The following is a 21,497-nucleotide window of genomic DNA, read 5'->3' as shown; positions in this document are numbered from 1 at the left end:
CCCCCTCCGAGTCGAGAGCAAACGAGCTCTCTCCTCGCTCCTCGTCCCGGGACCAGGGCGATCTCAGGACTTGCGCGCGATCATCAGCGCACCGCAGATCCCGAAGACCATGTTCGAGAACCACGCCCCAACCGCAGGCGGCGCGCTGCCCCGCTCCGCAACCGCGCAACTCAAGCTCATTATAACATAGTAGACAAAGATGATGAGTATGCTCATCCCAAAGCCCAACGACGTGGATGCCCTATGAGCCCTGATGCCGAGCGGCGCTCCGACGAGCCCGAATACGAGGCTTGCGAAGGGGATGGCGAATTTGAGGTACAACTCTACGAGGAGACGGGACGTATTCGCGCCTTGCGCTGCCAGGTCGCGGATGTGATCGGCGAGCTCCCTGGCGGACATCTCCTGCGGGGTGAGCGCTCCCTTCGCGACCTCTGACGGTTCGTGAGCGATCCGTGCTTCCTGCCTCGCGAACCTCACCGACGCCACTCTGTCGCCGCCCAGCACCGTGTACACCACCCCGTCCTCAAACCACCAGACTGTGTCCTCCCAACGGGCGCGCGCCGCCTCGGTGATCCTGGCGAGCTTCCCATTCTCGAACTCCTGCACGGTGACCCTCTTGAACACCTTCTCGCGCGCGTCGTACGAATCCGCGTAGATGAGCCTCGCGAGGGCGCCACCGTCGAATTCCTTTATGACCGTCCTCTCCTGAACGAACGGGTTCTTGCGGCGTCCGACCTCCCACATGATCCGCTCGGACGTGCGATTTGCAGCCGGAACCACCGTCTCGTTCAACGCAACGGTAACCAGGCTGACTAGCAGGGCAAGCGCCACGGCCGGCGCCATCACCCGCTGCAGGCTCATGCCGGCGGCGCGCATGGCCACCACCTCGCTCCCCGCGGACAGGCGGCTGTAGCAGAGGAGCGTCCCGAGGAGCGTCGACATGGGCAGCACGAGGACCATGACTCGTGGTAGGCCGAGGGCGAAGATCTGAAGCGCGGTCCCCACGCTCACCGCGCCGTCCACGAGCATACGCGCCAGTTGGAACAGCAGATCGCCCGCTATCATCATGAGCGTGAAAGCCGCCACGGAAAACAGGAGCGGACCGAGAAGTTCCCTGTATAAGTAGCGTTCGAGCAACCTAGTCCTTGGCACGATCAAAGTGTAAACCGCTCCCCAAGGTAGAACTTGCGCGCCACGGGGTCCTCAGCGATGGACTCCGCGTCGCCCGACACCAGGATCTTGCCTTGATGCATTATGTAAGCGCGGTCCACGATGGAAAGGGTGTCGCGGACGTTGTGATCGGTGATGAGCACGCCCAAGCCCTGCCGCCGAAACCGCCCTATGATCTCCTGGATGTCTGCAACGGCTATCGGGTCGACCCCGGTGAAAGGCTCGTCCAGCAAGATGAATTTCGGCGAGGTGGCTAGAGCTCTCGCTATCTCCACCCGCCTCCGCTCCCCGCCGGACAGCGTGTACCCCATCTGCTTGCGGATGTGGCCTATGGCCAGCTCGTCCAGGAGTCCCTCGAGTCGGTCGCGGCGCGCGGCGCAAGATAGCCCCATGAGCTCTAACACGGCGAGGATGTTCTCCTCTACCGTCATCTTCCTGAAGATCGAAGGCTCTTGCGCGAGGTAGCCCAAGCCGAGCCGCGCCCGGCGGTGCATGGGAAGCCTCGTGATGTCGCGCCCCGCGAGGGTTATGCTACCCCCCTGGGCCGCTTCGAGTCCAACTATCATGTAGAACGTGGTGGTCTTGCCGGCACCGTTCGGACCCAGCAGCCCTACCACCTCGCCCTGCTCGACCTCGAGGCTCACGCCCTGCACGACCCTGCGCCGGCCGTACGACTTTGCGAGATCCCGGCAGACGATCGACACACAACACCCTCCAAACCTCTTTCCTTCCTCCGCACGTGCGGCGTCCTCACGTGGCCGCTGCGTTGCTTCTCGCTTCCATTCGACCACCTCTCGCCCGCGAAAAGCTGAGGCGTTCTTGGAGACGCAAAGACGCGGGACGGTCGGCCGCGCTACTGCTCCTTCCCAGGGCTCGACGAGTCCGGGGCGGTCATCTCCTCGCTCGGGATGATCGTGCGCGTACCGCCCGTCGCGATGATCCTCTCCTCCGAGAAGAACACTGTTACGGAGGCGGCAGTGAACACCTTTCCGCCGAGCTCCACCCGCGCGTTCCCAGCGACGACGCCCTTCTTCTCCCTGCCCAGGTAGGTAAGGATGTCGCCCGAAGCGAGGGAACGGCCGCCCTGATAGCTCAGGGTAACTCCGCCGGAGGCCTCCACTTTCTCATCACTCAAGTAGAAGACGATTTCTCCCGCACTCAACACTGTCTTGTCAGCCGTATCCTCGAACCTGACCCTTTCCTTCCCTCGCACACGCACGCACGGCACTCGATCGTCGTACTCGGCCCAATCGCCGGACACCTTGAAGGACCCATACACGATGAGAACCTTGCCTTCGGCGACGGTCACTCGATCCTTGCCACGGTACGTGACCTGTTCCGCGGTCATCTCGAAGGTCTTGCCCCCGGCCGCGGCGGCCGCGCCCGTCGACTGCGACTGCGCCCATGCCCGCCCTCCCCAGGAAGTGAGGCCTCCGGCGAGAAGCGCCAGGCACGCCACGCAGCACGTCACCTTCCGCAACGCGGGCCTTGCGACATGTCGCGCCAAGTCCACCGACCACGCGCAGGCGCTGAAGCCCCTGCCGCCACCATCATGAGCAGCACTAGCCTTTCTCAAAACCACAGCCCTCCCAGCGCCCCGTATCCAAGTAATGCACGATTATCTTCGCCGTCCGCGTGGCGGCTCCCTGCTCTCCCATCCTCTCGTAGCCTGCGCGACGCATCCTCGAGACTCGCGCGGAGTCCCCCAATATCGATAGGACTTCGCGGGCAACTGCCTCCGGCCCGCCCTCTTCAACGAGGACCAACGCGTCGCCAAGGAGTCGCTTCTGCGCTCGGGCGAACCTCTCGTTGAACTGCGGTCCGTCCGTAGGAAACGCCACCACCGGCCTGCCCAGGCCGGCGGCCTGCTCGTTCCCTGTGCCGGACAGCCCGATGATGATGTTGCTCACGTTGAGTACGTCGCCGAACCTTCCCTGTGTCAGAATGACGCAAGGCTCATCGCTCTCGACGGGGAAGAGCCGCCCAACTATCCCAGCTTCGACGTCCCCAGCCTCGCCGTCCTTCGACCCGCCGGGGACGAAGCGCCATCCGGCAGCCCTCACCGCCTGGCCAAGGAGAGTGCAGTCGAGGCTTGGCGCGAGGCCTGCCACGAAATCCAGGCCGTTCCCGGTCGCTTCCGCGAGGCGCCGCACGACACCCAGGATCTCGACCATGTTCCGGTATGCCTCCTGCCTGGACCCCGGCAGTATCCCCACGACCTTCTTCTCTAGCGTCAGGCCGAAGTTCTCTCCCGTGATGGAGAATCCGTCCATCATGACGTTCCCCGCGTAGTCCGCCCTGACCCCCACGGCCGCCAGCGCCTTGGCGGTCCTCGCGTCCCGGGCCAAGACCATGCCGGCCAGCCTGCGCATGAGCCACGTCTCCACGGCGTAGTGACCGTGGATGTACTCGGATTTCGCCGTGGAAAGACACAGTATGGGACGCCTCACGAAGAGGCCCGCAAGCAGCAGAGGGTATGCGTCCCCGACACACACGGCGAGGCTTGCTCCGCGTGCGCACGCCCGCAGGTGCCGGATCTGGTTCGCCGTGTGACCTATGAGGCCCGCCCTTATGTCCCGGAGCAGGAGACGCACCCCGTGTTTGGCGAACCCGCCGCTGGGCATGGCTCTCTGGATCCCCGCTATCCTTATGTGCGCGTCGCGGTAGGGCTTTCCGAGGCCGACGAGAGGAAAACCCACCACGTCGAGGGACGGGCGCAGCGCGCGCACCTCCCTGGCTATCATCGCCCCTATTACGTCCTCTCCGTGCCCGTTACTCAACACGAGAACCGTCGTCATTCGTGCCTCACCACGGTGCTGAACCTGACCCTGCCCTTCATGACAACCTCTTCCAAACGTGCGTCCACCTGAATCGCGTCGGCGGTGATGGTGGATCTGCCGTCAGCATACTTAACCTCTCCTGACGCGAGGAACTTCGCGAGCTCAGGGTCCCAAGCCGCCTGGCGAGCGGAAAACCCCGCTCCTCCTGCGCCCGCTACCTCGACACCACCCGCGAACTCGATCCGTCCGGTCGTAAGGTCCGCTGTCACGGCCCTGGCCCGGATGTGAGTCTGCGCCGCCCCGTTGACATATCTCGCGCCCTCGACCTCGCTCAGCCTGGCCAGCTGGCGCTCCTCTGAGATCTCGATGCGCCCGGCGGAGAACTCCCAGTCAGGCTCGCCCGATGGACGCGGAACCACAAGTTTCGTTCCCTCGAGTATCACCGCCGCACCGGGAAGGAGGTGCGCGTCTTGTCGAGGCCCTTGAGCTGCGCTCCCCTGTGTCTGTGCGGATCCATGATCGGACGGTGCCGGCGACATCCCCGGCGTCGCGCGCCTCGCCGCGCGCGGACAGATCCACGCTGTCGCAACCGCGGCCACGGCCACCGCTGCAAGCACTGCCCAGAGGAGAGGGCTCGCGCGTCGACGGCGCCCCACAGGGCCCGTTTCACCCTGAGTGCCGCCCGCAAGGACCGAGTCCCGGGAGCGCCCCCTGTGCCACCCGCCGGGCGACCGTCTGATCCTTACCACACGGCCACCTTCCTCTTCACCGTTCTCCGCGGCCCGATCTTCACGTTCCGCTTGACTACTCCGCCCTCCTCCACCACGCACTCGTCGCTCAGCACTACCCCCTCGCCGAGCGACGCGCCCCGCTCCAGGTAGCACTCGCTCCCTACCACGCAGTCCTTGAGCGTAGCCTCCCTGCCCACACGGGTGTTGTTCCAGACAACACTCTGATAGATCCGAGCCCCTTCATCCACCACGCAGTTGTCACCGATAACGCTGTAGGGGCCGACCTGAACGCCGGGACCCACCTTCGCCCCTCGCCCAATGAGCACTGGTGCCAGCAGCGTGGCGGCCCTATGTACCTCGGCACCCTCGCCGATCCACACACCGGGTGACACTTCGCGTCCGGGGATGTCGACGTGCACCGCGCCAGCAAGTATGTCCCGGTGAGCCAGCCGGTAGTGGCTGAGGGTCCCGATGTCGCACCAATACTCGTCCAAGACGAGCCCGTAGAACGAGGCTCCCTCTCTCACAAGGCGTGGAAAGACGTCCTTGCCGAAGTCGGGTGCGCCTTCCGTCGGGATGTGGTCGAAGATCTCCGGCTCGAACACGTAGATCATGGTGTTTGCAAGGTTGCTCCTGGCCTCGCCCCGCTTGGGCTTCTCCTGGAACTCGAGGACCCTGCCGTCGTCATCCGCCACGACCACGCCGAACCTCGACGGGTCTCGCACTGGCTTGAGCCCTATTGTGACGAGCGCCTTCTTCTCGCGATGGAACTCAACGAGTCGGCTGAGGTCGGCGCACGTGAGCGCATCGCCTGCGACGAGGAGGAACGTGCCCTCTCCTGCACCCGACCACAGCAGGCTCTTTGCGGCGAGCACCCCGCCCGCCGTTCCGCGAAGTTCCTCCTCGCGTGAGTAACGGAGCGACACTCCGAAAGCCGCTCCATTCCCGAAGTAAGCCTCGATAGATTCCGGAAGGTGCCAGAGGTTCGCGACGACTTCTCTCACGCCGTGTCGCCTCAGGAGCGCGAGTATGTGCTCCATCGCCGGTCTCGTGACCACTGGAACCATGGGCTTCGGGACATTCACCGTCAGGGGCTCGAGGCGGGATCCCACACCTGCCGCCATCACCATGGCCTTCATTGCGCCACCCCACCTCCCGACGCGCCTGTCTTCCGCTTGTGCGTTCCGTCCGCTGTGCCTGGTCCGACCGCTGTGTCACGGGTCCGCGGCCACCCCGAGCGGCCGAAGCCTTTCCGCAGTCGTCAGCGGCTTTGGCAATCGGCAGCTTGAGCAATGGCGGCGAGAGCCCGCGGTCTTGGGAACCCTCGGTGTTCCGCCTGGGCCGCTGCCCCGCCTATATCACCTGCTCCTCGCAGAACTTGGCGGAAGCGAGCCTCGTGTAATGCCCGTTCAGCGCCATGAGATCGTCGTGGGTGCCCGACTCGACTATCCTGCCGCCGTCGATCACCAGGATCCTGTTGGCCATTCGAACCGTTGAGAGCCTATGGGCTATGATGAAAGTCGTCCGGTTTCTGAAGAGACGGGCGAGCGCCTCCTGCACCTGCACCTCCGACTCGGGATCCAGGGACGACGTGGCTTCGTCCAGGATGAGGATGCGCGGGTCGCGCAGAACGGCCCTGGCAATGGCGATCCTCTGACGCTGCCCGCCGGACAGCATAACCCCGCGTTCCCCTATGAGAGTGTCGTACCCGTCGGGAAGGCGCATCACAAAATCGTGAGCGTTCGCCAGCTTCGCAGCCTCCACGATCTCTCTCTCGCTCGCGCCCGGCTTCCCGTAGGCGATGTTCTCCGCCACGCTCACGCTGAACAAGACGGTTTCCTGCGGCACCAAGCCGATGGCACGCCTGAGCGACGACAGTCTCAACCGCCTCAGGTCGTAGCCATCTATGCGCACGGTCCCGCTCGACGGGTCGTAGAACCTCGGGATCAGGTTGATGAGCGTCGTCTTTCCGGCGCCGCTCGGCCCCACCAGCGCCACGATCTCGCCTGGCACGACGGTGAAGCTGATGCCGTTCAGGACAGGCTCGTCAGGACGATAGGCGAAGTGTACGTCCTCGAAGTCCACCCTGCCGGATATGGTAGAGGGCAGCCCAACGGCTCCCGGGGCGTCTTCCACCTCTGGTTCCTCGTCAAGCAGATCGAAAATGCGGTCGGCGGCACCCAACGCCTGCTGAAACGCTCCGTAGGTGGCCGACAGGCGCCCTAGGGGGGTCGGGGCCGTCCCAACCGCGCCAAGGAACGCCATGAACTCGCCGAGGGTCAGGTAGCCGCGTATGACCTGGCGCCCGCCGAACCACAGAACGGCAGCGAGCCCGATCACGGATAGGAACTCGACCACGGGCCCAACGGCTGCGTTCACCCTCGCGCCCTTGAGCGAGGCCGCGAAATTGCCCTCGTTCTCGCGACGGAACCGCTCCATCTCGTGGGCCTCCATGGTGAAGGCCTTGACTATCCTGATCCCGGCCAGAGTCTCCTGGAGAACCGATGTGACGTCTGCGATCGTGCTCTGTATGAGCCCGGTTATCCTGCGGAGTCTGTTGCCGGCCTTCCCCACCACCGCTGCGACCAGCGGCATTATCGCCACCGTCACGAGGGACAGCTTCCAGTCCAGGTAGAACATGAGACCCGCGATGCCCACGAGCATGACCAGCTGCGACAAAAGCTCGGCCATGCCCGAAGACACGCTCGCCTGGACTATTGCCACGTCATTGGTGACGCGGGATATCATCTCGCCCCTGCGCCTGCTCTCGTGGAAACCGAGGGACATACGCTGGAGATGGCCGTATATCCTCTCCCGAAGATCGGCGACGACTCTGTGGCCCACGAACGCCATCAGGTACACCTGACCGTACGACACGATCCCCTTCAGGATGAACAAGACGAGAATCCCGACCACGACGAGGTTGAGCATGGCGGCGCGTCCCACCGCGTCGGGCCCTGTAAGAACCCTGTCTATGAGCTCCTTGACAACCCAGTATATGAGGAGATTGGATAGGCCCGCGAAAATCGTGCAGACGAGGCCGCCCGCAAAGACGTGGGCGTAGGGCAGCATCACCGTGATCAGCTTCTTGAGGGGACCCTGGCCGCCCCGCTTCAACGGCCTCTACCTTCTTTCAATCGCGTTTGCCTCCCGTCGACATGAGCGTCTCGAGGACCACAGAGGCCACCCTGAGGGATGCCCCGGGTTGGCCCATCGCCTGTCTCAACTCCAGAGCAATTCTACCGCGCGCCTTCGCGTCCTGCAATAGCTCCAAAACCTTGATGGCCACGTCCTGGGCTCCGATGATCCCCCTCACCTCGGGAGTGATCATACGCCTCTGTCGCTTGTTGGGAATCGCAGTAAACTCGATGCGTTCGAGCGCTCTCTGAACGCCGATACGCTTCAGATAGCGTCCGACATATGGGATCGCTCCGAGGAGCCCCGGCAACCCCGGCAGCGGGACCTCCTCCGGCATGTTCGTCGGAACGGCTACGACCGTCGGCACCCCCAGAAACGCAAGCTCAGCCGTGACAGTTCCCGGCATGGCCACGGCAACGTCGGCCGCGGCCATTGCCCCGTAGCGGTGTCTGGCCACGAGCTTCACGGCCACGCCTTCGTCCGTTTCTATCAGGTAAGCAGGCTCCGGCGCGCGCGCGGCGCTCGCATCGTGCTCGCTGTCAAGCAGCACGAGCCTGCCACGAGCCCCTTCCAATCTCCGACTGGGGCGCCAGCCGTGTCCAGAACCCCAACGCGCGCCAGACCGGTCCGCGCCAGACCGGTCCCCTTGCTCCACGTGCGTCTGCCTCGAGTCGGCCCTCGACGACGCGGCAGCGCCCGCCGCATAGGCCGACAGAGCCGCGCTCACCATGCTGGGCCCTACGTAGGGCGATAGCACGGCAACGAAATGCGCGTCACCCCGGAACTTCTTCACGATCTCCGCTACCCTCAGGAAGAACGGCATGGCGCAAGATATCTGCTGTCTCCGGCTTCCCGGCATCAGGCACACCAGCGGAGCGCCTGCCGTAACTCCCAACTCTGCCCTCGCAGCAGCCCGATCCACGCGAGCTTCCACGCCGTCTATCATGAGGTTTCCCACTATGGTGATCTTGTCCGCCGGCACGCCCTTTTTCCGCAGCTTGGCTTCGACGCGAGCATCTTCGGCCAAGAACCGGACGAAGCTTCCCACGAACCCCGCCGTGCGGTCCGTGTAGAGCACCGCCGGATAACCCAGCCTTCTCGAAAGGAGCGCTGAATGCATGGGGTCGCCCCCGAGGTGCACTACGACGCCAGGGCTACCAGAAAGCGGCCGAAGCCCCTTCGGAACCACGCCGAAAAGCGCATACTTCAGGTATTCCGATGGAGCCACAACGGCGTCCACGCCCTCGATGGCTGCGGCCACCTCGGTCTCCCGCCCGCTCGCGAACGGACACGGCGGCACGACCACTACCACACCGAGCCCGCCAAACGCAGGCGCGATCGTGGCTTCGAGGGAACGCAGGCTTGCCACGACAGGTCTCGCCCAACCCGAGATCTCCCCGGGGCTGTTGGCCACGACGACCACCGCCGCGCGTCGCCCTACCGTGCACCCATGCGGGTGAATTCCGCTCTCGCGTCCCGGGCTCATGCCCGCGCCACCTCGATAACAAGTCTGGCGACCCGCTCCAGCGCGCCGGGAGAGCCAAGGGCGGTGCGGGCCTTCGCCAGGCCCTCGATCATCTCGTCGGCAGACGCCGGGTCGTCCAGGAGCCTCAACGTTTCGCGTGCGATGCGCTCCCCGGTGGCCTCGCCTTGGAGCAGCTCTGGAACGATGCGCTGTCGCGCAAGGATGTTGGGCCACGAGATGTAGGGTATCTTCAGGAGAAGCCTCGCCAGCGCTGCCGTGGACCGAGACACTCTGTACACCACAACCATCGGTGTCCCCACGATGGTCGCCTCGAGCGTGGCCGTGCCCGACGCGACCACCAGCGCGTCGGCCGCGGCCATGCACTCGTGCGCCTGACGCCGGACCAACCGGATCGGAAGGCCAACAGCCGCGACGGCCTTTCGGACCGCCTCGTCAGGCACTGTCTCAGCGAGAGGTAGCACGAACCGAGCCCCCGGCCTCGCTCTAGCGATCCTCACCGCGCCCTCCAGCATCGGCGCGAGGAGCAGCCTCATCTCTTGGGCGCGGCTTCCCGGCAGAAGACCCACGATCGGTGCGTTGGTATCCACTTTCGAGCCTGCTCCCAATCCTAACTCCTCCCTGGCGGCCTGTCTGTCGGCAAGCCCGGCCGGGCTCACCAGGTCCAGAAGAGGATGGCCCACGAACTCCACACTCGCGCCTGCTTCGCGGTACACCTCGGCCTCGAGTGGAAACACCGAAGCGACCTTCGTGACCGTTCGCGCAATTCGCCTGGCGCGGCCTCGACGCCACGCCCATGCCGTCGGAGGGAAGAGGTACACCGATCTCACGCCCCGTCTGGCAGCCTCCCCGGCAAGTCTCGTGTTGAACTCCGGAAAATCGATTAGAACGAGACACGAGGGCCGTTCCGAACTCAAGGCTCGTCTGGCCTCGACGAGAACTTCGCGCAGCGCAACCGCACTGCGCAGTGCCTCGGCGAAGCCCACAGCGGAAAGGCCGGTAGGGTCGAAAAGCAGGCGCACACCGGCGGCCTGCATCAACTTCCCGCCCAGCCCGAAGAGATCGATGCCTGGGCGCAAGACCTTGAGCTTCTCTGCCAGGCGGCCTCCGTACATGTCGCCGGACGCCTCCCCGGTCACGATCATGACCCTCAAGCCTTCCCGCCTCTCATCCGCGATACTCCTACCAAGGCGATGCCCGCCTCGTCAGCCAGAGCGATCGTGTCGCGTTTCCTCACGATTATCGTCCTGCCGGCCTCGCATGCAAGTGTCGTAGCCTTGGCCTTCCGCATGACCTCGATGGTACCCGGTCCCACCGTCGGTATGTCGAACCTTTCGTCCCGGCCGGGCCAGGACACCTTCACCACGGCGCATCCGGACGCGATCCTGCCCGCTCGTCGTATCATCGCGTCGGTGCCTTCGGCCGCTTCCACGGCCACCACCGCCCCGTCTTTCACCGCCACCGTCTGGCCGACTCCGGCTCGAGCGACCAGCCGGGCGATCCTCGCCCCGAACTCGACGTCTTGCCATTCAGACGGGGAAGGGGCGCGGCACCCGAGGACACCCTCCTGCGGCAGTGCGTCGTCCAGATAACGCAGCTGGCTCACGAGGACGATGCCCGCCTCCTCCAGTTTCTCTGCAAAACCCAGGAGGATCTCGACATCAGTGCGGTGGGGCTTCCCGCGCGCGACCGTTTCGACCGCGGCCGCCGGCCCTCGGTGCCGAAATCCCTCGGCCCGCCAGACCTTGCCTATCATTACGGCTTCGGTCACACACTCTGCCTTGAGAATTGACACTATTGAGAGCGCATCCGCGAGATCGACCCTGTACACCTTGGCGGCAGCCGACTGCACCGCCGGATCGAGCCTCCCGGTGAGGGATATCGCGATCACTTCCGTCCCGAGAGAGGATGCTTTCTTTGCGACGAAGGATGCTAGCTCCCCCTCGCCCGCTATGAGCCCGAGCTTGGACGACGCTGCCGCGGCCATCAGCCCCGCCAGCCTCTCAGTCCTGCAGGGCGCGGGGTTCGCGAGGATGACCCGCGATGATGCCCCTGGTGGAAGTCTTTAGGAACTGCACGAGATGGTCGATCTCATCACTCCCTCGAAGCTCCTGTTCGATCCTTCCGATGGCTTGGGACAGGTTGAGCCCCGATTCGTACAGGATCTTGTACGCGCGCCGCACCGCCTCGCGCACTTCGGGAGGTGTGCCGTTCCTCCTCATGCCCACGACGTTCACGCCGATCACTCGCGCAGGGTTTCCGTCAACCAACATGTAAGGGGGCACGTCCTTTGTCACCTTGGCCATGCCGCCGATCATGGCCATCCTGCCTATCTTCACGAATTGATGCACGCCGGCCATGCCTCCCACGATCGCATAATCCTCGAGAGTGCAGTGGCCTGCCAGCGCGGCTCCGGAGGTGATGATCGTGTGACTGCCCACACGGCAATCGTGGGCGATGTGGCCGTACGACATCACCATGTTGTTGTCGCCGATCCGCGTCTCCCCGTGGCCTGAGACAGTGCCCCGGCTCACCGTGACGAACTCGCGGAAGACGTTGTTGTCGCCGATCACCAGCGCGGTCTTCTCGCCGTTGTGCTTGAAGTCCTGAGGCTCCACGCCGATCCTCGCCCCCGACGAGAAGGCACAGTTCCTGCCGATCGTGGTCGGCCCTTCCATGACGACGTGGCTCGCAAGCTTGCACCCGTCGCCTATGGTCACATCCTCGCCTATCACGCAGTACGGTCCGATGATCACGTCCTGCCCTATCCTCGCCGTCGGATGGATTATGGCGGTCTCATGGATCTTCCTGATCCGGAAACTCGGGGTCTGGGCGGTTTTCATGAGGACGCCCCCTTCGAATTCGTAGCCTCGGCCTCGCTCCGTCCCTCGCATGCCGTCCCGCCGTCCGCTCCCGCGGTCGTTCCGGCGCATGCCCCGGGAGTCAAGCCTGCCGGTGATCCGGAGCCCTCGCCGGCGCCATCCTGGATGATCCCCACCAGCGCGAAAGTCATCTCCGCGTCTGCTACCAGCTTGTCATCGACGAAAGCGGAGCAGGCGGCCCTGCCGAAATCGTCCCTCACTCTCACGAGCTCCGCCTCGAGGCGCACCTGGTCCCCGGGCACGACGGGCCTCCGGAACCGCGCCCTGTCCACGCCCACCAGGTAGGGAACCTTCCCCGGCGCGCTCCCCGTGCCCAGCGCAGCGAACGCCACGACCTGCGCCATGGCCTCCAATATGAGCACCCCGGGCATCACCGGATTGCCTGGAAAATGGCCTTGAAAGAACGGCTCGTTGGCGGTGACGTTCTTTATGCCCACAGCGCGCTTGCCGCGCTCGAGCCCGACTATGCGGTCGACCAGCAAGAACGGGTACCTGTGCGGTAAGACCTCCTGAATTCCCCTCAAATCGATCATGACTGGCTTGGCGCCCCTCCTATCCCATCCGTCCCGCGCCAGGCGTCACGGGCGACGGCCTTGGCAAGCTCATGGTGCATGGCGTGCCCCGAGCCTATGCCTATGAAATGCCCCGACACCCTGCCGAGAAGCGCCATGTCCCCCAACAGGTCGAGGGCCTTGTGCCGTGCGGCCTCGTTGGCGAACCTGGCGGAGCCGACGTAGCCGTTCTCGCCCACAATGACAGCATCGTTCACCGTCGCGCCAAGGGCGAGGCCCCTCTCGTGCAGCGTGGCAAGCTCCCACTCGAATCCGACGGTACGGGCGGGAGCGATCTCCCTTTCGAACACCTCGGGGGTGACCTTGAAGTCCGCGTGCTCCGATGCCATTCCGGGCCTAGGGGCTACAAACGTGAAGCTCACCTGGGGCGATTCCCCTTCTGTGGGAAGAGCTATGGCGCACGCCCCGTCGCGAACCACCCACGCTGGTGTCCGCACCCTCACATCCCTGCGCTCGCCCTCGAGTTCGACGATCCCGGCCTCGTCAATCAGATCCGAAAAGACGCGCGAGCTTCCGTCTCCGAGAGGGATCTCCTCCCCATCCACTTCTATGAGGGCGTTGTCGATTCCTCCCCAAACAACGGCGGCGAGAAGGTGTTCCACAGTTAGAATTCGTACGCCGTTTCGCACAAGCGCGGTCGCTCGCAACGAAACCCCGACGAACTCCACGCTCGCCGGGATCGTGGGACGTCCCGGAAGGTCGCAACGGACGAACACTATGCCCGTGCCACACGGCGCCGGGCGGATCGTGACCCGGGAAGGGCTGCCCGTGTGAAGGCCCCGTCCGCGGTACGAAACCTGCCTCGACACCGTGGTCTGGCGCGTCCCCCGCTCGAGGCACCGCGCATCCAAAGCCCGCCACTCCTTGTCGACACCCGACGAGTTTACTCGATAGTTCTACACCGGCGAAGGATTCCCTGCCTGGCCCTCCCCCCGAGAGGGATGGGAGCCCGCAGCGCCGCGTCGCCTCCAGCTCGCCGAAGCCGGCGGAGCCCTCGCCAAAGCCGGCGGAGCCTTCTTCCTGGAGCCGGAACCCTCGCGCAGCCAAGACTAGAGCTGGAGCAGCCTCCGGTACTTGCGGCCCGTCTCCGACCGCGGGTTCGCAAAGACCTCTCCGGGCGGGCCCTCCTCGGCGACGGCTCCCCGCTCGAGCAGAACCAGACGGTCCGCAGCGCGAAGCGCGAACCTCATCTCGTGGGTGACGACGATCATCGCGGTGTCCCTGACCCTCGCCAGATCCTCCATGACGTCCAGGACCTCACCGACCAGGATCGGATCGAGGGACGCGGTAGGTTCGTCCCACAGCATCAAGACCGGATCGGTGACGAGCGCCCTGGCGATGCCCACACGCTGGGCCTCACCCCCTGAAAGCTCCGCCGGCCTTCGGCGGGCAGCCGACCCCGAGAGTCCCACTCGTTCCAGCGCCCTCCTCGCTCGCTCTCGAGCCTCGTCCGGCGAAGCGCCCGCCCCAACCAGCGGGAGGGCCACGTTGTCGAGAGCGGAAAGCCGGGCGATCAGGTTGAAGCGCTGGAAGACGAAGCCGATCCTCCTGCGCACCCCGAGGATTTCGGGGTACGGGAGGCTCATGATCTCGCGCGACTCGAACGTGACGCGCCCTGCGTCGGGCTCGACCAGCCTCACGATGCATCGGAGAAGGGTGGTTTTGCCGCACCCGCTCGAGCCGGTCACGACCACCGTCTCACCTCTCGAGACGCTAAGGTCCACGCCAGCCAGGGCGCGAGTCTTCCCGTAGTGCTTGACGAGGCCGTCCACGATGAGAATGGGCTCGCAGCCCACTGTGCTTGGCACGGCACCGGGCACGGCGTCGCTCACGAACGCTCCCCTCGGCGCTCTCCTTGGAGGGCAGTCAGGAGATGGCCTCCCGGTCGTCGCAGCCGTTCCCCTCGAGGCACGGTTGGCGCTCGCTCGAGCCATCATCCCTTCATCCCCCTCAGCATGACTCTCCTGCGATTCAAGAGAGCGACTATGCCCGGTCTCGATGCCGGCACGACTATCTCACGCATCACACGCGTGTGCGTCAGGCCCATGACGAGGCCCGCGGTGATCTCGTCGCTGGAAGCGGGGCTTATCTTCTCGCTCTCGAGCGATACGAGGTATCCCATGACCGCCCCTACCGCCGCCACGTGGATGAGCCCCATGCCCGGCACCTGAGCCCCTGAGGCCGCGAACACCGGAACCAGGATGAAGACGCCCATCGCCGCCGCATAGACGGAACCCGCATCGTAAAGACGGGCGAACACGCGGCGGGCGAGCGCTCCGCCCGTTCCGTTGGCGGCCCTCTCGCGCCTGAGCTCCCTGATGGCGCTCACAATGGCCGCGTGGTCCAGCACGAGCACGAGGAGGGTGAACACGAAGGACACGAGGGCCGCCACGGTGGATCTGGCCTCTCGCAGAATCCTGTACACTTCGCTCCTCACGCCAGGCTCGACGATTCCCGCCGGGCTCACGTACACACGCACGTCAGAGCCGAACCGCTGATATGCTGCCTTCCGAGCAGTGGAAGCGTCGATGCTCCTGTCAACCAGGACTTGGAGGCTATCGCCCGGTATGACTTCGCCGCCGATGTACCTGTCGATGAGGCGGATCGACCGCCCGACCTCGTCGTCCTTTAGATTTGGCAGCGATGCCTTGACGTATTCGAGTTCCCGTATTATGGAACTCGTGTCCACCGACCGGATGGAGCTCAGATCCTCGGAAACCTCGCGAACCTGGGCCTCCATGAGCCCCGCATCCATCTCTTGAAGCTGCGAAAGAACGGTGTTCGTGGCGTTGAGCATGTCCATCACCACCAACCCGGCGCGACCGCTCGCGAGGAGGGCCCTCACGCCCGAGACTTGCTCGGCGACGGCCGAGAGTCTCTCCTCCCAGTCCGCGAGATCCTGCGCTACGGGGCTCGCACGGCGCACGAAGTCGTCTATTGCCCTTGCCTTCTCCACGACCTTCACGCCCGCGACCTCGAGCGCAGCTCGGAGGGCAGCCACATTCTGCCGGACGGTAGGAGGCAGCGGGTCCCCGTCGCCTGCACCGCTTGTCCCCGTGTCTTGCCCGAGAAGGTTCGCTGTGGATGAGACCAGAGACAGCACCTCCTTCGCCCGGGATTCGAAGGAGCCAATCTTGTCAAGAGCGGACCTCAAGGACGCCACGGCTCCCATGGCATCACTCAAGGCCTTCTCAACAGCCGCGGCCTCTCGCCATCCCAACATGCCGTCCCGCGACGACCCGAGGGCATCGGACGCCGTTTCGAGTGCCCTCTGGACATTCACCAGGCGGCCCACGGTCGTGTCGTACATGCCCAGTATGTCCAATGCCGAGATGGATGCCTGGTACGCATCCTCCCGGAAGGCTTCGAGTTCCCGGAGGAGCCGGATGCTCTCGTCGACCATGTGCGCCAGTCTCTTGCTCTCGCTCGTAACGTAGGCGGTGCCGATGCGCTTCCGGGGTCGCCCATCGGAGTCTGCAAGGTACGCAGCGACTGACGGGGTGCGATAAGAGTCGACGTTCAGGGTAACGGTCGGGGGCCGCGTTTGCGCACGCTGCCCCGTTTCCTCTGACTGTTTGAAGCCCAGCGTGTCCGTGTCGCCCTCTATGACCAGCCCCGTCGCCTCACCGCCGGAGATCTGCGTGACCTGAACCACGACGCCGGTGCGCGTCGCGGCACCTTCTCCCGGCGACCCTGGCGAAGCCGTAGGAGCCTCGAGGAACACAAGGTCTCCTGAGTGAAGCGGAGCGTCCGAGCTGAGGGATATCGCGACCTTGGCAGCATAATGCTCGAGGAAACGCTTCATCTCGTTGAGAGTCGCTGTGAGATCGGCTAGATCCGAGCTCGCCCCGTGTCGCGTGATGTCCCGGGCAAACGCCGCGTCGGTCCTCGCCCTCGAACTCGCTCCCGGAGTCACGCTTCGACTCGCGCTCGCGCCGGTTGAGGACGAAAGGTCCTCGGCGAAAGCCTGCCCTGCAGCCACGGAGTCCTCGAGCTCTTGCCCTATGGGGAACCTGACTTCCACCACACGGTAGCGATTGAGCAGAGTCTCCAGGGCTTCCGATGTTCGTCTGATGTCGGAGGTGGATTCAAGCACCACGGCTATGCTGCTGCCGTCCCTGAAGCAGAACCTCACCCCTGGGAGTCTCTCCACCTGACTCATCAGGAAGTAGAACGCCCCTGGCTCGATCCCGGAAATGCTGAGACAGGGCTCGATTATGAACGTCACGCCGCTCGCGCCCGGTACATCTCCCAGCGCGCGGGCGAGACCCTCTATCCCAGCTCGATTTCTCAGCTCGTCAGGAAGGGAGATGAAGAAGTTGGCCCGCCCGATCACCGTGGGGCCTTCTTTGATGCGCGCGCCCGCGTACGATGATGAAAGCACCTTGGAGATCTCCGAGCGCGCGGCGTCGTGAGAGTCCTGCCTCACGTGCAAGATGAGGTCGTATTCGCCCAGGTCTCCCAAAACGCCCGTGACCTGTCTGCCGAGGTATGTATCGACCAATCCCGCGACGCCGCCGGACACGGCAGCGCCCAAAACAACCGTAGCGATGAGGGCGACGAGGATGTCCCTCCCAAAGCCCTCCCTTACCATAGCAAGCATGGGCCGCCTCCCACGTTCGCCTCCAACGTTCAGCCGCGCCGTTAGGCCGCGCCGGCCTCACCCGATTATAGCACAGGCGCCGAGGAGCTGGCGGACCAAAGTGCTGTCTGCCTTGGGAACGGTTCCCACTCATTCCTCCTTCTCTTCCACCTCGAACTCCAGAGTCACGTTGTCGAGCGCCTCGACGTGATCCCGGTCGGTGCGGAAGAGCAACCTGCCGCACTTCACCGTCTCGTCGTTCTTGCCCTTGGCGAACACGTTGCCTTCGAGGATCGCAAGCTTGTCTTTCTCCGTATACGTGGCACGGTCCGCGCGGGCAAGGGTGTCTCCGCGCTTCATCTCCACGTGGCCGGAGGCCACGAACCCTCGAGTGTTCGTCTGGAGCTCCATCCGGTCGCACGTGACCACGACCCGCTCCTTGCTGGACGACCCGCTCGTGACCGCCGTGCCGCCTCCGCTGTTCCCGCTCCCGCTCGCCTTGGCGGTTCCCGCGCTGCTCGCGCCCGTGCTTCCCGATTTCTCCTCATCCTTGGTGAGGGTGACGCCGCCTTCGACCACCACGCGCTTCTCGCTGATATGCGCCGTGAGCACGTCTCCCGTCAGCACTATGTCCGGCTGCACGAGTCTCACATTCCCGGTGATCGTGGCGATCTTCCTGTCCTTGACCTCTGCCCGCTCCGCGGTGATGACCACATCGGAGTACGTTATCTTCACGTTCCCTTCCAACACGGTTATGTCCGAATCGAAGTCGATGGTGACTTTCTTGTCCGCCGTCACCACGACTTTCTCACCCGCGGCCATCGCAACGGTCCAGGGCGCCGCTAGAGCGACGAGCACCGCGAGGAGAGCGATTCTCATCGTCCAGACTCCTCCTTTTGCAGCACGTGCGTGTCCGGCCACAGCAACGGACCCTCCTTTCCATCCTCGCGAGCCTCGGCTCGATCCGCGGCCCTTCGCGCGGCTTTCTGGCGCAGCCTATCTAGTCATCGGGGATCTCTATCTCCACGGTCGTTCTGCCGACCGCCTCGAGCGTGTTGTCGCCCGGATGGTACTCCGCCCTATCGCACAGCAACAAAGAGCCCTTGCCGCGCTCCACACGAACGTCCCCTTCGACGATAACCTTCCGGTCCCTCTCGGACCAAGTGAGGGTGCGCGCGGTCAATGTGTCGCCCTCTCCGGATGAGAACCGCACGTTCTCGAGCTCGAGGTCGCTCGTTGACGCGTCCGCCACGCCCCGCGCCGCGGAGAACTGCATCCAGGGTCGTCCGTCGTCGTAAAGGACCCCGTTTCTGATGCCTTCCAACACCACGAGGCTCTCTCCCTGTTTCACGCGCACCTCGTCCACATCGAACTCCCAACGCCTCTCGCCGCCGGACCTTCCGACGAATCGTCCCTGTTCCACAGAGATGCCAGGCGCGCTTGGGGAACCGGGCTCCTCGGTCGCTTCCACGCCTGACCCTTCGCCGGACCCCGGCGTACCATCGTAGCCCGGGCTCGGGCTCGCGCCCGGGCCCGAGCCCGAGGTGAGGCCGTTGCTTGAAGCGGCATCGGGGGAAACGGGCGGCGCGGGCGGCTCAGGAGGCGCAGGTCTAAGAAGGAGCGCCCCCAGGGCAACGAGGCACGCGAAAACAAGGCAGATCATCGCCAACTTGATGGTCTTCGGCACCTCGCCCACCTCCGTCCTTAGCGCCGCTATCGTGAGGGAGCTCGAATCCACCCGACACAACGCTCGTGGCGCAGGGCCCGTGTCAAGCGTCAAGCGTGCGGCCGTCCGTCTGGCTGCCCGGACGGACGAGCGGAGTCGAGAACCCCCCGCCGCGTCAGAACAATATGCCTTGGTCCCCCAGTCCGAATCGCACACCCTCGTACGGGAAAGCCTTGATCCTGTATTCCAGCCATACCTGGTTGTCGGTGTAGCTGTAAGACAGCTTGAGCTCGCGGCAATGAAGATCGCGAGTCACGCCCACGTTCCCCCGCAGCACGCTCTTGGACGGGCCGCCATACACCACTGTGCACTGCAGCTTCCACGCCTCCCCGATGGACAAATCGACATCGCTCTCCACCCTGTCGAACGCTTGAGCCGCGAAACTGTACCTCGCTCCCACCTTGACGGTACAGCGTTCCGACGCCGAGATCTCGATCTTTCCAACGACCTCCTTCATCGCGGCTTCGTTCGGGTCGTAGCTCGCCCATCCTTCGACGGCCCACTCGCGTCCCGGTGACACGCGCACGCGCCCCACTAGGTCCTTGTAGACCCGGGTGTAGAGGTCGTACCCGCCTTCGATTGAGGCGGTAACAGGGTTGCGGGCAAGACTCAGGCTGCCGGTGAGCAGACCCTTGCGGCCTTCCGAGTCGAAGGCGAAAGGCGTTTCGCCGAACACGCCGCGGTACTCGTAGCCGCCCTTGAGCCGCAGGAGTTCCCCGAAGGCTCTGGTCTCCACTCCGAGACTGGCGGATGCGACGTAACGGCTGTCGCCCGTCGTGTAGCTGTCAAAGGCGATCCCGGCCGACACCGTGGCTCGCGTGCTCTTCGACAGTTCGTATGACTGGGATGGCGCGCGCAGCGCAAGTCCCGTCTTGGCAGCCTTCACCACTCCCGGGCCGGCCCATCCGGAAGGCCTCTCGGCGTACTTGCCGTAAATGGCTGCCAGCTGCAGCTTGAGAGGAAGGCCCCCGACGACGAATGGTCTGCTCTCAAAGGTCACCTCGGGGGCTCGCCCTATCGCCTCATAGGGCAAGGGCTCAACCTCGCCCTCCTCTTCTTGCTCCTCACGCTCGCTCGGCTTCACGTACTGCTCCCACACGGCGCGTATGGAACCCAGCGAAGTGTCCTTCGAGACATCCGCTTTGTAGTTGAGGAACCTCTCGCTTGACTCCGAGTTCCCCTCGAGGGCGCGCGAATCGAGGTATGCCGCGTTCGCCGAGAGAGACAGCCCCTCCTCGAACTTGCGCCTTGCGCTCGCGGACGCCCGTGTCTCATCCTTCGGCCTCTCGCCGCGGTTTGCCGTCCGCTCGACGACGAGGTCGATGAAACCTCTCTCGTCGCTGTGATCCAGCTCCAAGACGCCCTTCAGCTCCGTGTTGGACACGCCCGTGGACGACACGGCGTCGCCGTAACGAAGGCCGAGATGCGCCCGAGTCTCCTTTCCTAGTGAGATGTCGTGGGATATCTCAAACTTGGAATCCACGTGCCGTGTCAGCCGATTGGCGACCCCGTACGCGTATAGGAACCCGCTGCCGAGGGGATCCACCTCGTACAGATGCTTCACGCCGGCACCCACGCCCAGCTTGCTGAGGTAATCAAGGTGGAGGGAGCCTCGGGAAGACTCGCTTCGGTAGTAGTTGTAAGCCGTCTTCACGAACCATCCCTCGCTCGAGCCGTAGCCTATCTTCGGCAGCTCGAACCTGTTCTCCTCACGTATCGGCAGCACCAAGTACGGCCAATGGAAAAGGCGGAGCTTGCCCTCCCAGTACGACACGTTCCGAAGGACTATCCTGTCATCCACGTACACCTCTATCTCTCCGGCCTCCACGTGGTAGTGCGGCTCTTCCAAGTCGCACGAGGTGAAGATGCCGTTCGTGACCGTAATCTTGCCCGGCTCGGCATCGAACCCCTCCCCCGACACGTACAACTCACCGCTCATGCCGTCTCCGGTGACAGTGGCCCTGCCCCGACTGACGCTTCCACTCTTCGTCCTGAGGTTGTACCGGAGAGCATCGCCTCTCACAACGTCGTCGCCGTCACGCAGTTCCACGTTCCCATCAGCGACGAGGTCTCCCGACGATGTATCGACCTCTAGCCGGTCGCACGCGATCTGGACGTCGCCGTGAACCAGGCGAACGTTGCCCTCTGCCAACGCGCGCCTCGTCTCCATGTCCACCGTAACCCTGTCGGCGGTTAGGCGTGCGGGGTCCGGCTGTCCCGGAGAGGCCATCGCGCTCCCGGCGGTCGACACTGGGACGATAACGACGAGGAGAGCGACGAGAGCCGAGAAGAGATGCAAGACCGGCACGCTGCCCGCCGCCCCGCGGCGAGATCCCCCGCAGCCTCGCCCACAAGCCCGGGTCGCTCCCAGACCGCGCACGGACCCGCTCGAGTCCGCCGAAGCCTCAGCCCGTCCCAACCTCGTCTTCACCA

General features: G+C 64.6%; 17 protein-coding genes and 1 pseudogene. All 18 read right to left on the bottom strand.

Translation table 11 applies throughout. From position 1 onward, the window contains the following. Nucleotides 1–63: 63 nt before the first annotated feature. The 18 genes and pseudogenes from NUW12_00320 to NUW12_00235 all read right to left on the bottom strand — a co-directional run bounded on the left by NUW12_00320 (nt 64) and on the right by NUW12_00235 (nt 21,495). Nucleotides 64–1,152, bottom strand: coding sequence for an LptF/LptG family permease (locus NUW12_00320; protein MCR4401219.1), 1,089 nt, complete (start codon nt 1,150–1,152; stop codon nt 64–66). Nucleotides 1,153–1,154: 2 nt separating this feature from the next. Then, entirely contained in the window at nt 1,155–1,874 is a 720-nt protein-coding gene (gene lptB / locus NUW12_00315) for an LPS export ABC transporter ATP-binding protein (GenBank protein ID MCR4401218.1), read from the bottom strand. A gap of 149 nt (nt 1,875–2,023) precedes the next feature. Continuing rightward, nucleotides 2,024–2,746, bottom strand: coding sequence for a hypothetical protein (locus tag NUW12_00310; protein ID MCR4401217.1), 723 nt, complete (start codon nt 2,744–2,746; stop codon nt 2,024–2,026). Next, nucleotides 2,733–3,968: a lipid-A-disaccharide synthase-related protein gene (locus tag NUW12_00305; protein ID MCR4401216.1), complete on the bottom strand. Its 1,236-nt coding sequence runs from the start codon at nt 3,966–3,968 to the stop codon at nt 2,733–2,735. The genes NUW12_00310 and NUW12_00305 overlap by 14 nt, the downstream gene beginning before the upstream one ends. Further along, a complete protein-coding gene (locus tag NUW12_00300) occupies nt 3,965–4,699 on the bottom strand; it encodes a hypothetical protein (protein MCR4401215.1) in 735 nt (244 codons plus the stop codon). Before NUW12_00300 ends, NUW12_00305 begins: the two co-directional genes overlap by 4 nt. Then, nucleotides 4,693–5,820, bottom strand: coding sequence for an NDP-sugar synthase (locus tag NUW12_00295; GenBank protein ID MCR4401214.1), 1,128 nt, complete (start codon nt 5,818–5,820; stop codon nt 4,693–4,695). The genes NUW12_00300 and NUW12_00295 overlap by 7 nt, the downstream gene beginning before the upstream one ends. A gap of 214 nt (nt 5,821–6,034) precedes the next feature. Then, entirely contained in the window at nt 6,035–7,798 is a 1,764-nt protein-coding gene (locus tag NUW12_00290; GenBank protein ID MCR4401213.1) for an ABC transporter ATP-binding protein/permease, read from the bottom strand. A 16-nt stretch (nt 7,799–7,814) separates the two neighbouring features. Further along, nucleotides 7,815–9,305, bottom strand: coding sequence for a hypothetical protein (locus NUW12_00285; GenBank protein ID MCR4401212.1), 1,491 nt, complete (start codon nt 9,303–9,305; stop codon nt 7,815–7,817). After that, nucleotides 9,302–10,447: a lipid-A-disaccharide synthase gene (gene lpxB / locus NUW12_00280; GenBank protein ID MCR4401211.1), complete on the bottom strand. Its 1,146-nt coding sequence runs from the start codon at nt 10,445–10,447 to the stop codon at nt 9,302–9,304. The genes NUW12_00285 and lpxB overlap by 4 nt, the downstream gene beginning before the upstream one ends. A 5-nt stretch (nt 10,448–10,452) precedes the next feature. Further along, nucleotides 10,453–11,289, bottom strand: coding sequence for a UDP-2,3-diacylglucosamine diphosphatase LpxI (gene lpxI / locus NUW12_00275; protein MCR4401210.1), 837 nt, complete (start codon nt 11,287–11,289; stop codon nt 10,453–10,455). A gap of 16 nt (nt 11,290–11,305) precedes the next feature. After that, nucleotides 11,306–12,145, bottom strand: coding sequence for an acyl-ACP--UDP-N-acetylglucosamine O-acyltransferase (lpxA, locus tag NUW12_00270; protein ID MCR4401209.1), 840 nt, complete (start codon nt 12,143–12,145; stop codon nt 11,306–11,308). Between the two features lie 155 nt (nt 12,146–12,300). Continuing rightward, nucleotides 12,301–12,717 (bottom strand): annotated as a pseudogene (gene fabZ, locus NUW12_00265) (3-hydroxyacyl-ACP dehydratase FabZ). Further along, nucleotides 12,714–13,607: a UDP-3-O-acyl-N-acetylglucosamine deacetylase gene (lpxC, locus tag NUW12_00260; GenBank protein ID MCR4401208.1), complete on the bottom strand. Its 894-nt coding sequence runs from the start codon at nt 13,605–13,607 to the stop codon at nt 12,714–12,716. Before lpxC ends, fabZ begins: the two are co-directional and overlap by 4 nt. 198 nt (nt 13,608–13,805) lie before the next feature. After that, entirely contained in the window at nt 13,806–14,537 is a 732-nt protein-coding gene (locus tag NUW12_00255; protein ID MCR4401207.1) for an ATP-binding cassette domain-containing protein, read from the bottom strand. Nucleotides 14,538–14,689: 152 nt separating this feature from the next. After that, nucleotides 14,690–17,359, bottom strand: coding sequence for a hypothetical protein (locus NUW12_00250; protein MCR4401206.1), 2,670 nt, complete (start codon nt 17,357–17,359; stop codon nt 14,690–14,692). Between the two features lie 129 nt (nt 17,360–17,488). After that, nucleotides 17,489–18,217 (bottom strand): hypothetical protein, encoded by a 729-nt coding sequence (locus NUW12_00245; GenBank protein MCR4401205.1) that lies wholly within the window; start codon nt 18,215–18,217, stop codon nt 17,489–17,491. Between the two features lie 121 nt (nt 18,218–18,338). After that, nucleotides 18,339–19,076: a hypothetical protein gene (locus NUW12_00240; protein ID MCR4401204.1), complete on the bottom strand. Its 738-nt coding sequence runs from the start codon at nt 19,074–19,076 to the stop codon at nt 18,339–18,341. Between the two features lie 103 nt (nt 19,077–19,179). Then, entirely contained in the window at nt 19,180–21,495 is a 2,316-nt protein-coding gene (locus tag NUW12_00235; protein ID MCR4401203.1) for a hypothetical protein, read from the bottom strand. Nucleotides 21,496–21,497 lie beyond the last annotated feature (2 nt).

This window comes from Bacillota bacterium (genome assembly GCA_024653485.1).
GTDB lineage: Bacteria > Bacillota > SHA-98 > UBA4971 > UBA4971 > UBA6256.
This window is presented reverse-complemented; position numbering and strand designations above follow the sequence as displayed.

What these genes read in the sequence shown, in the direction of transcription:
- NUW12_00305 (MCR4401216.1), bottom strand. Translation starts at nt 3,968, where the DNA reads ATGACGACGGTTCTCGTGTTGAGTAACGGGCACGGAGAGGACGTAATA.
- NUW12_00295 (MCR4401214.1), bottom strand. Translation starts at nt 5,820, where the DNA reads ATGAAGGCCATGGTGATGGCGGCAGGTGTGGGATCCCGCCTCGAGCCC.
- NUW12_00285 (MCR4401212.1), bottom strand. Translation starts at nt 9,305, where the DNA reads ATGAGCCCGGGACGCGAGAGCGGAATTCACCCGCATGGGTGCACGGTA.
- lpxB (MCR4401211.1), bottom strand. Translation starts at nt 10,447, where the DNA reads ATGATCGTGACCGGGGAGGCGTCCGGCGACATGTACGGAGGCCGCCTG.
- lpxI (MCR4401210.1), bottom strand. Translation starts at nt 11,289, where the DNA reads ATGGCCGCGGCAGCGTCGTCCAAGCTCGGGCTCATAGCGGGCGAGGGG.
- lpxA (MCR4401209.1), bottom strand. Translation starts at nt 12,145, where the DNA reads ATGAAAACCGCCCAGACCCCGAGTTTCCGGATCAGGAAGATCCATGAG.
- NUW12_00250 (MCR4401206.1), bottom strand. Translation starts at nt 17,359, where the DNA reads ATGCTTGCTATGGTAAGGGAGGGCTTTGGGAGGGACATCCTCGTCGCC.
- NUW12_00245 (MCR4401205.1), bottom strand. Translation starts at nt 18,217, where the DNA reads ATGAGAATCGCTCTCCTCGCGGTGCTCGTCGCTCTAGCGGCGCCCTGG.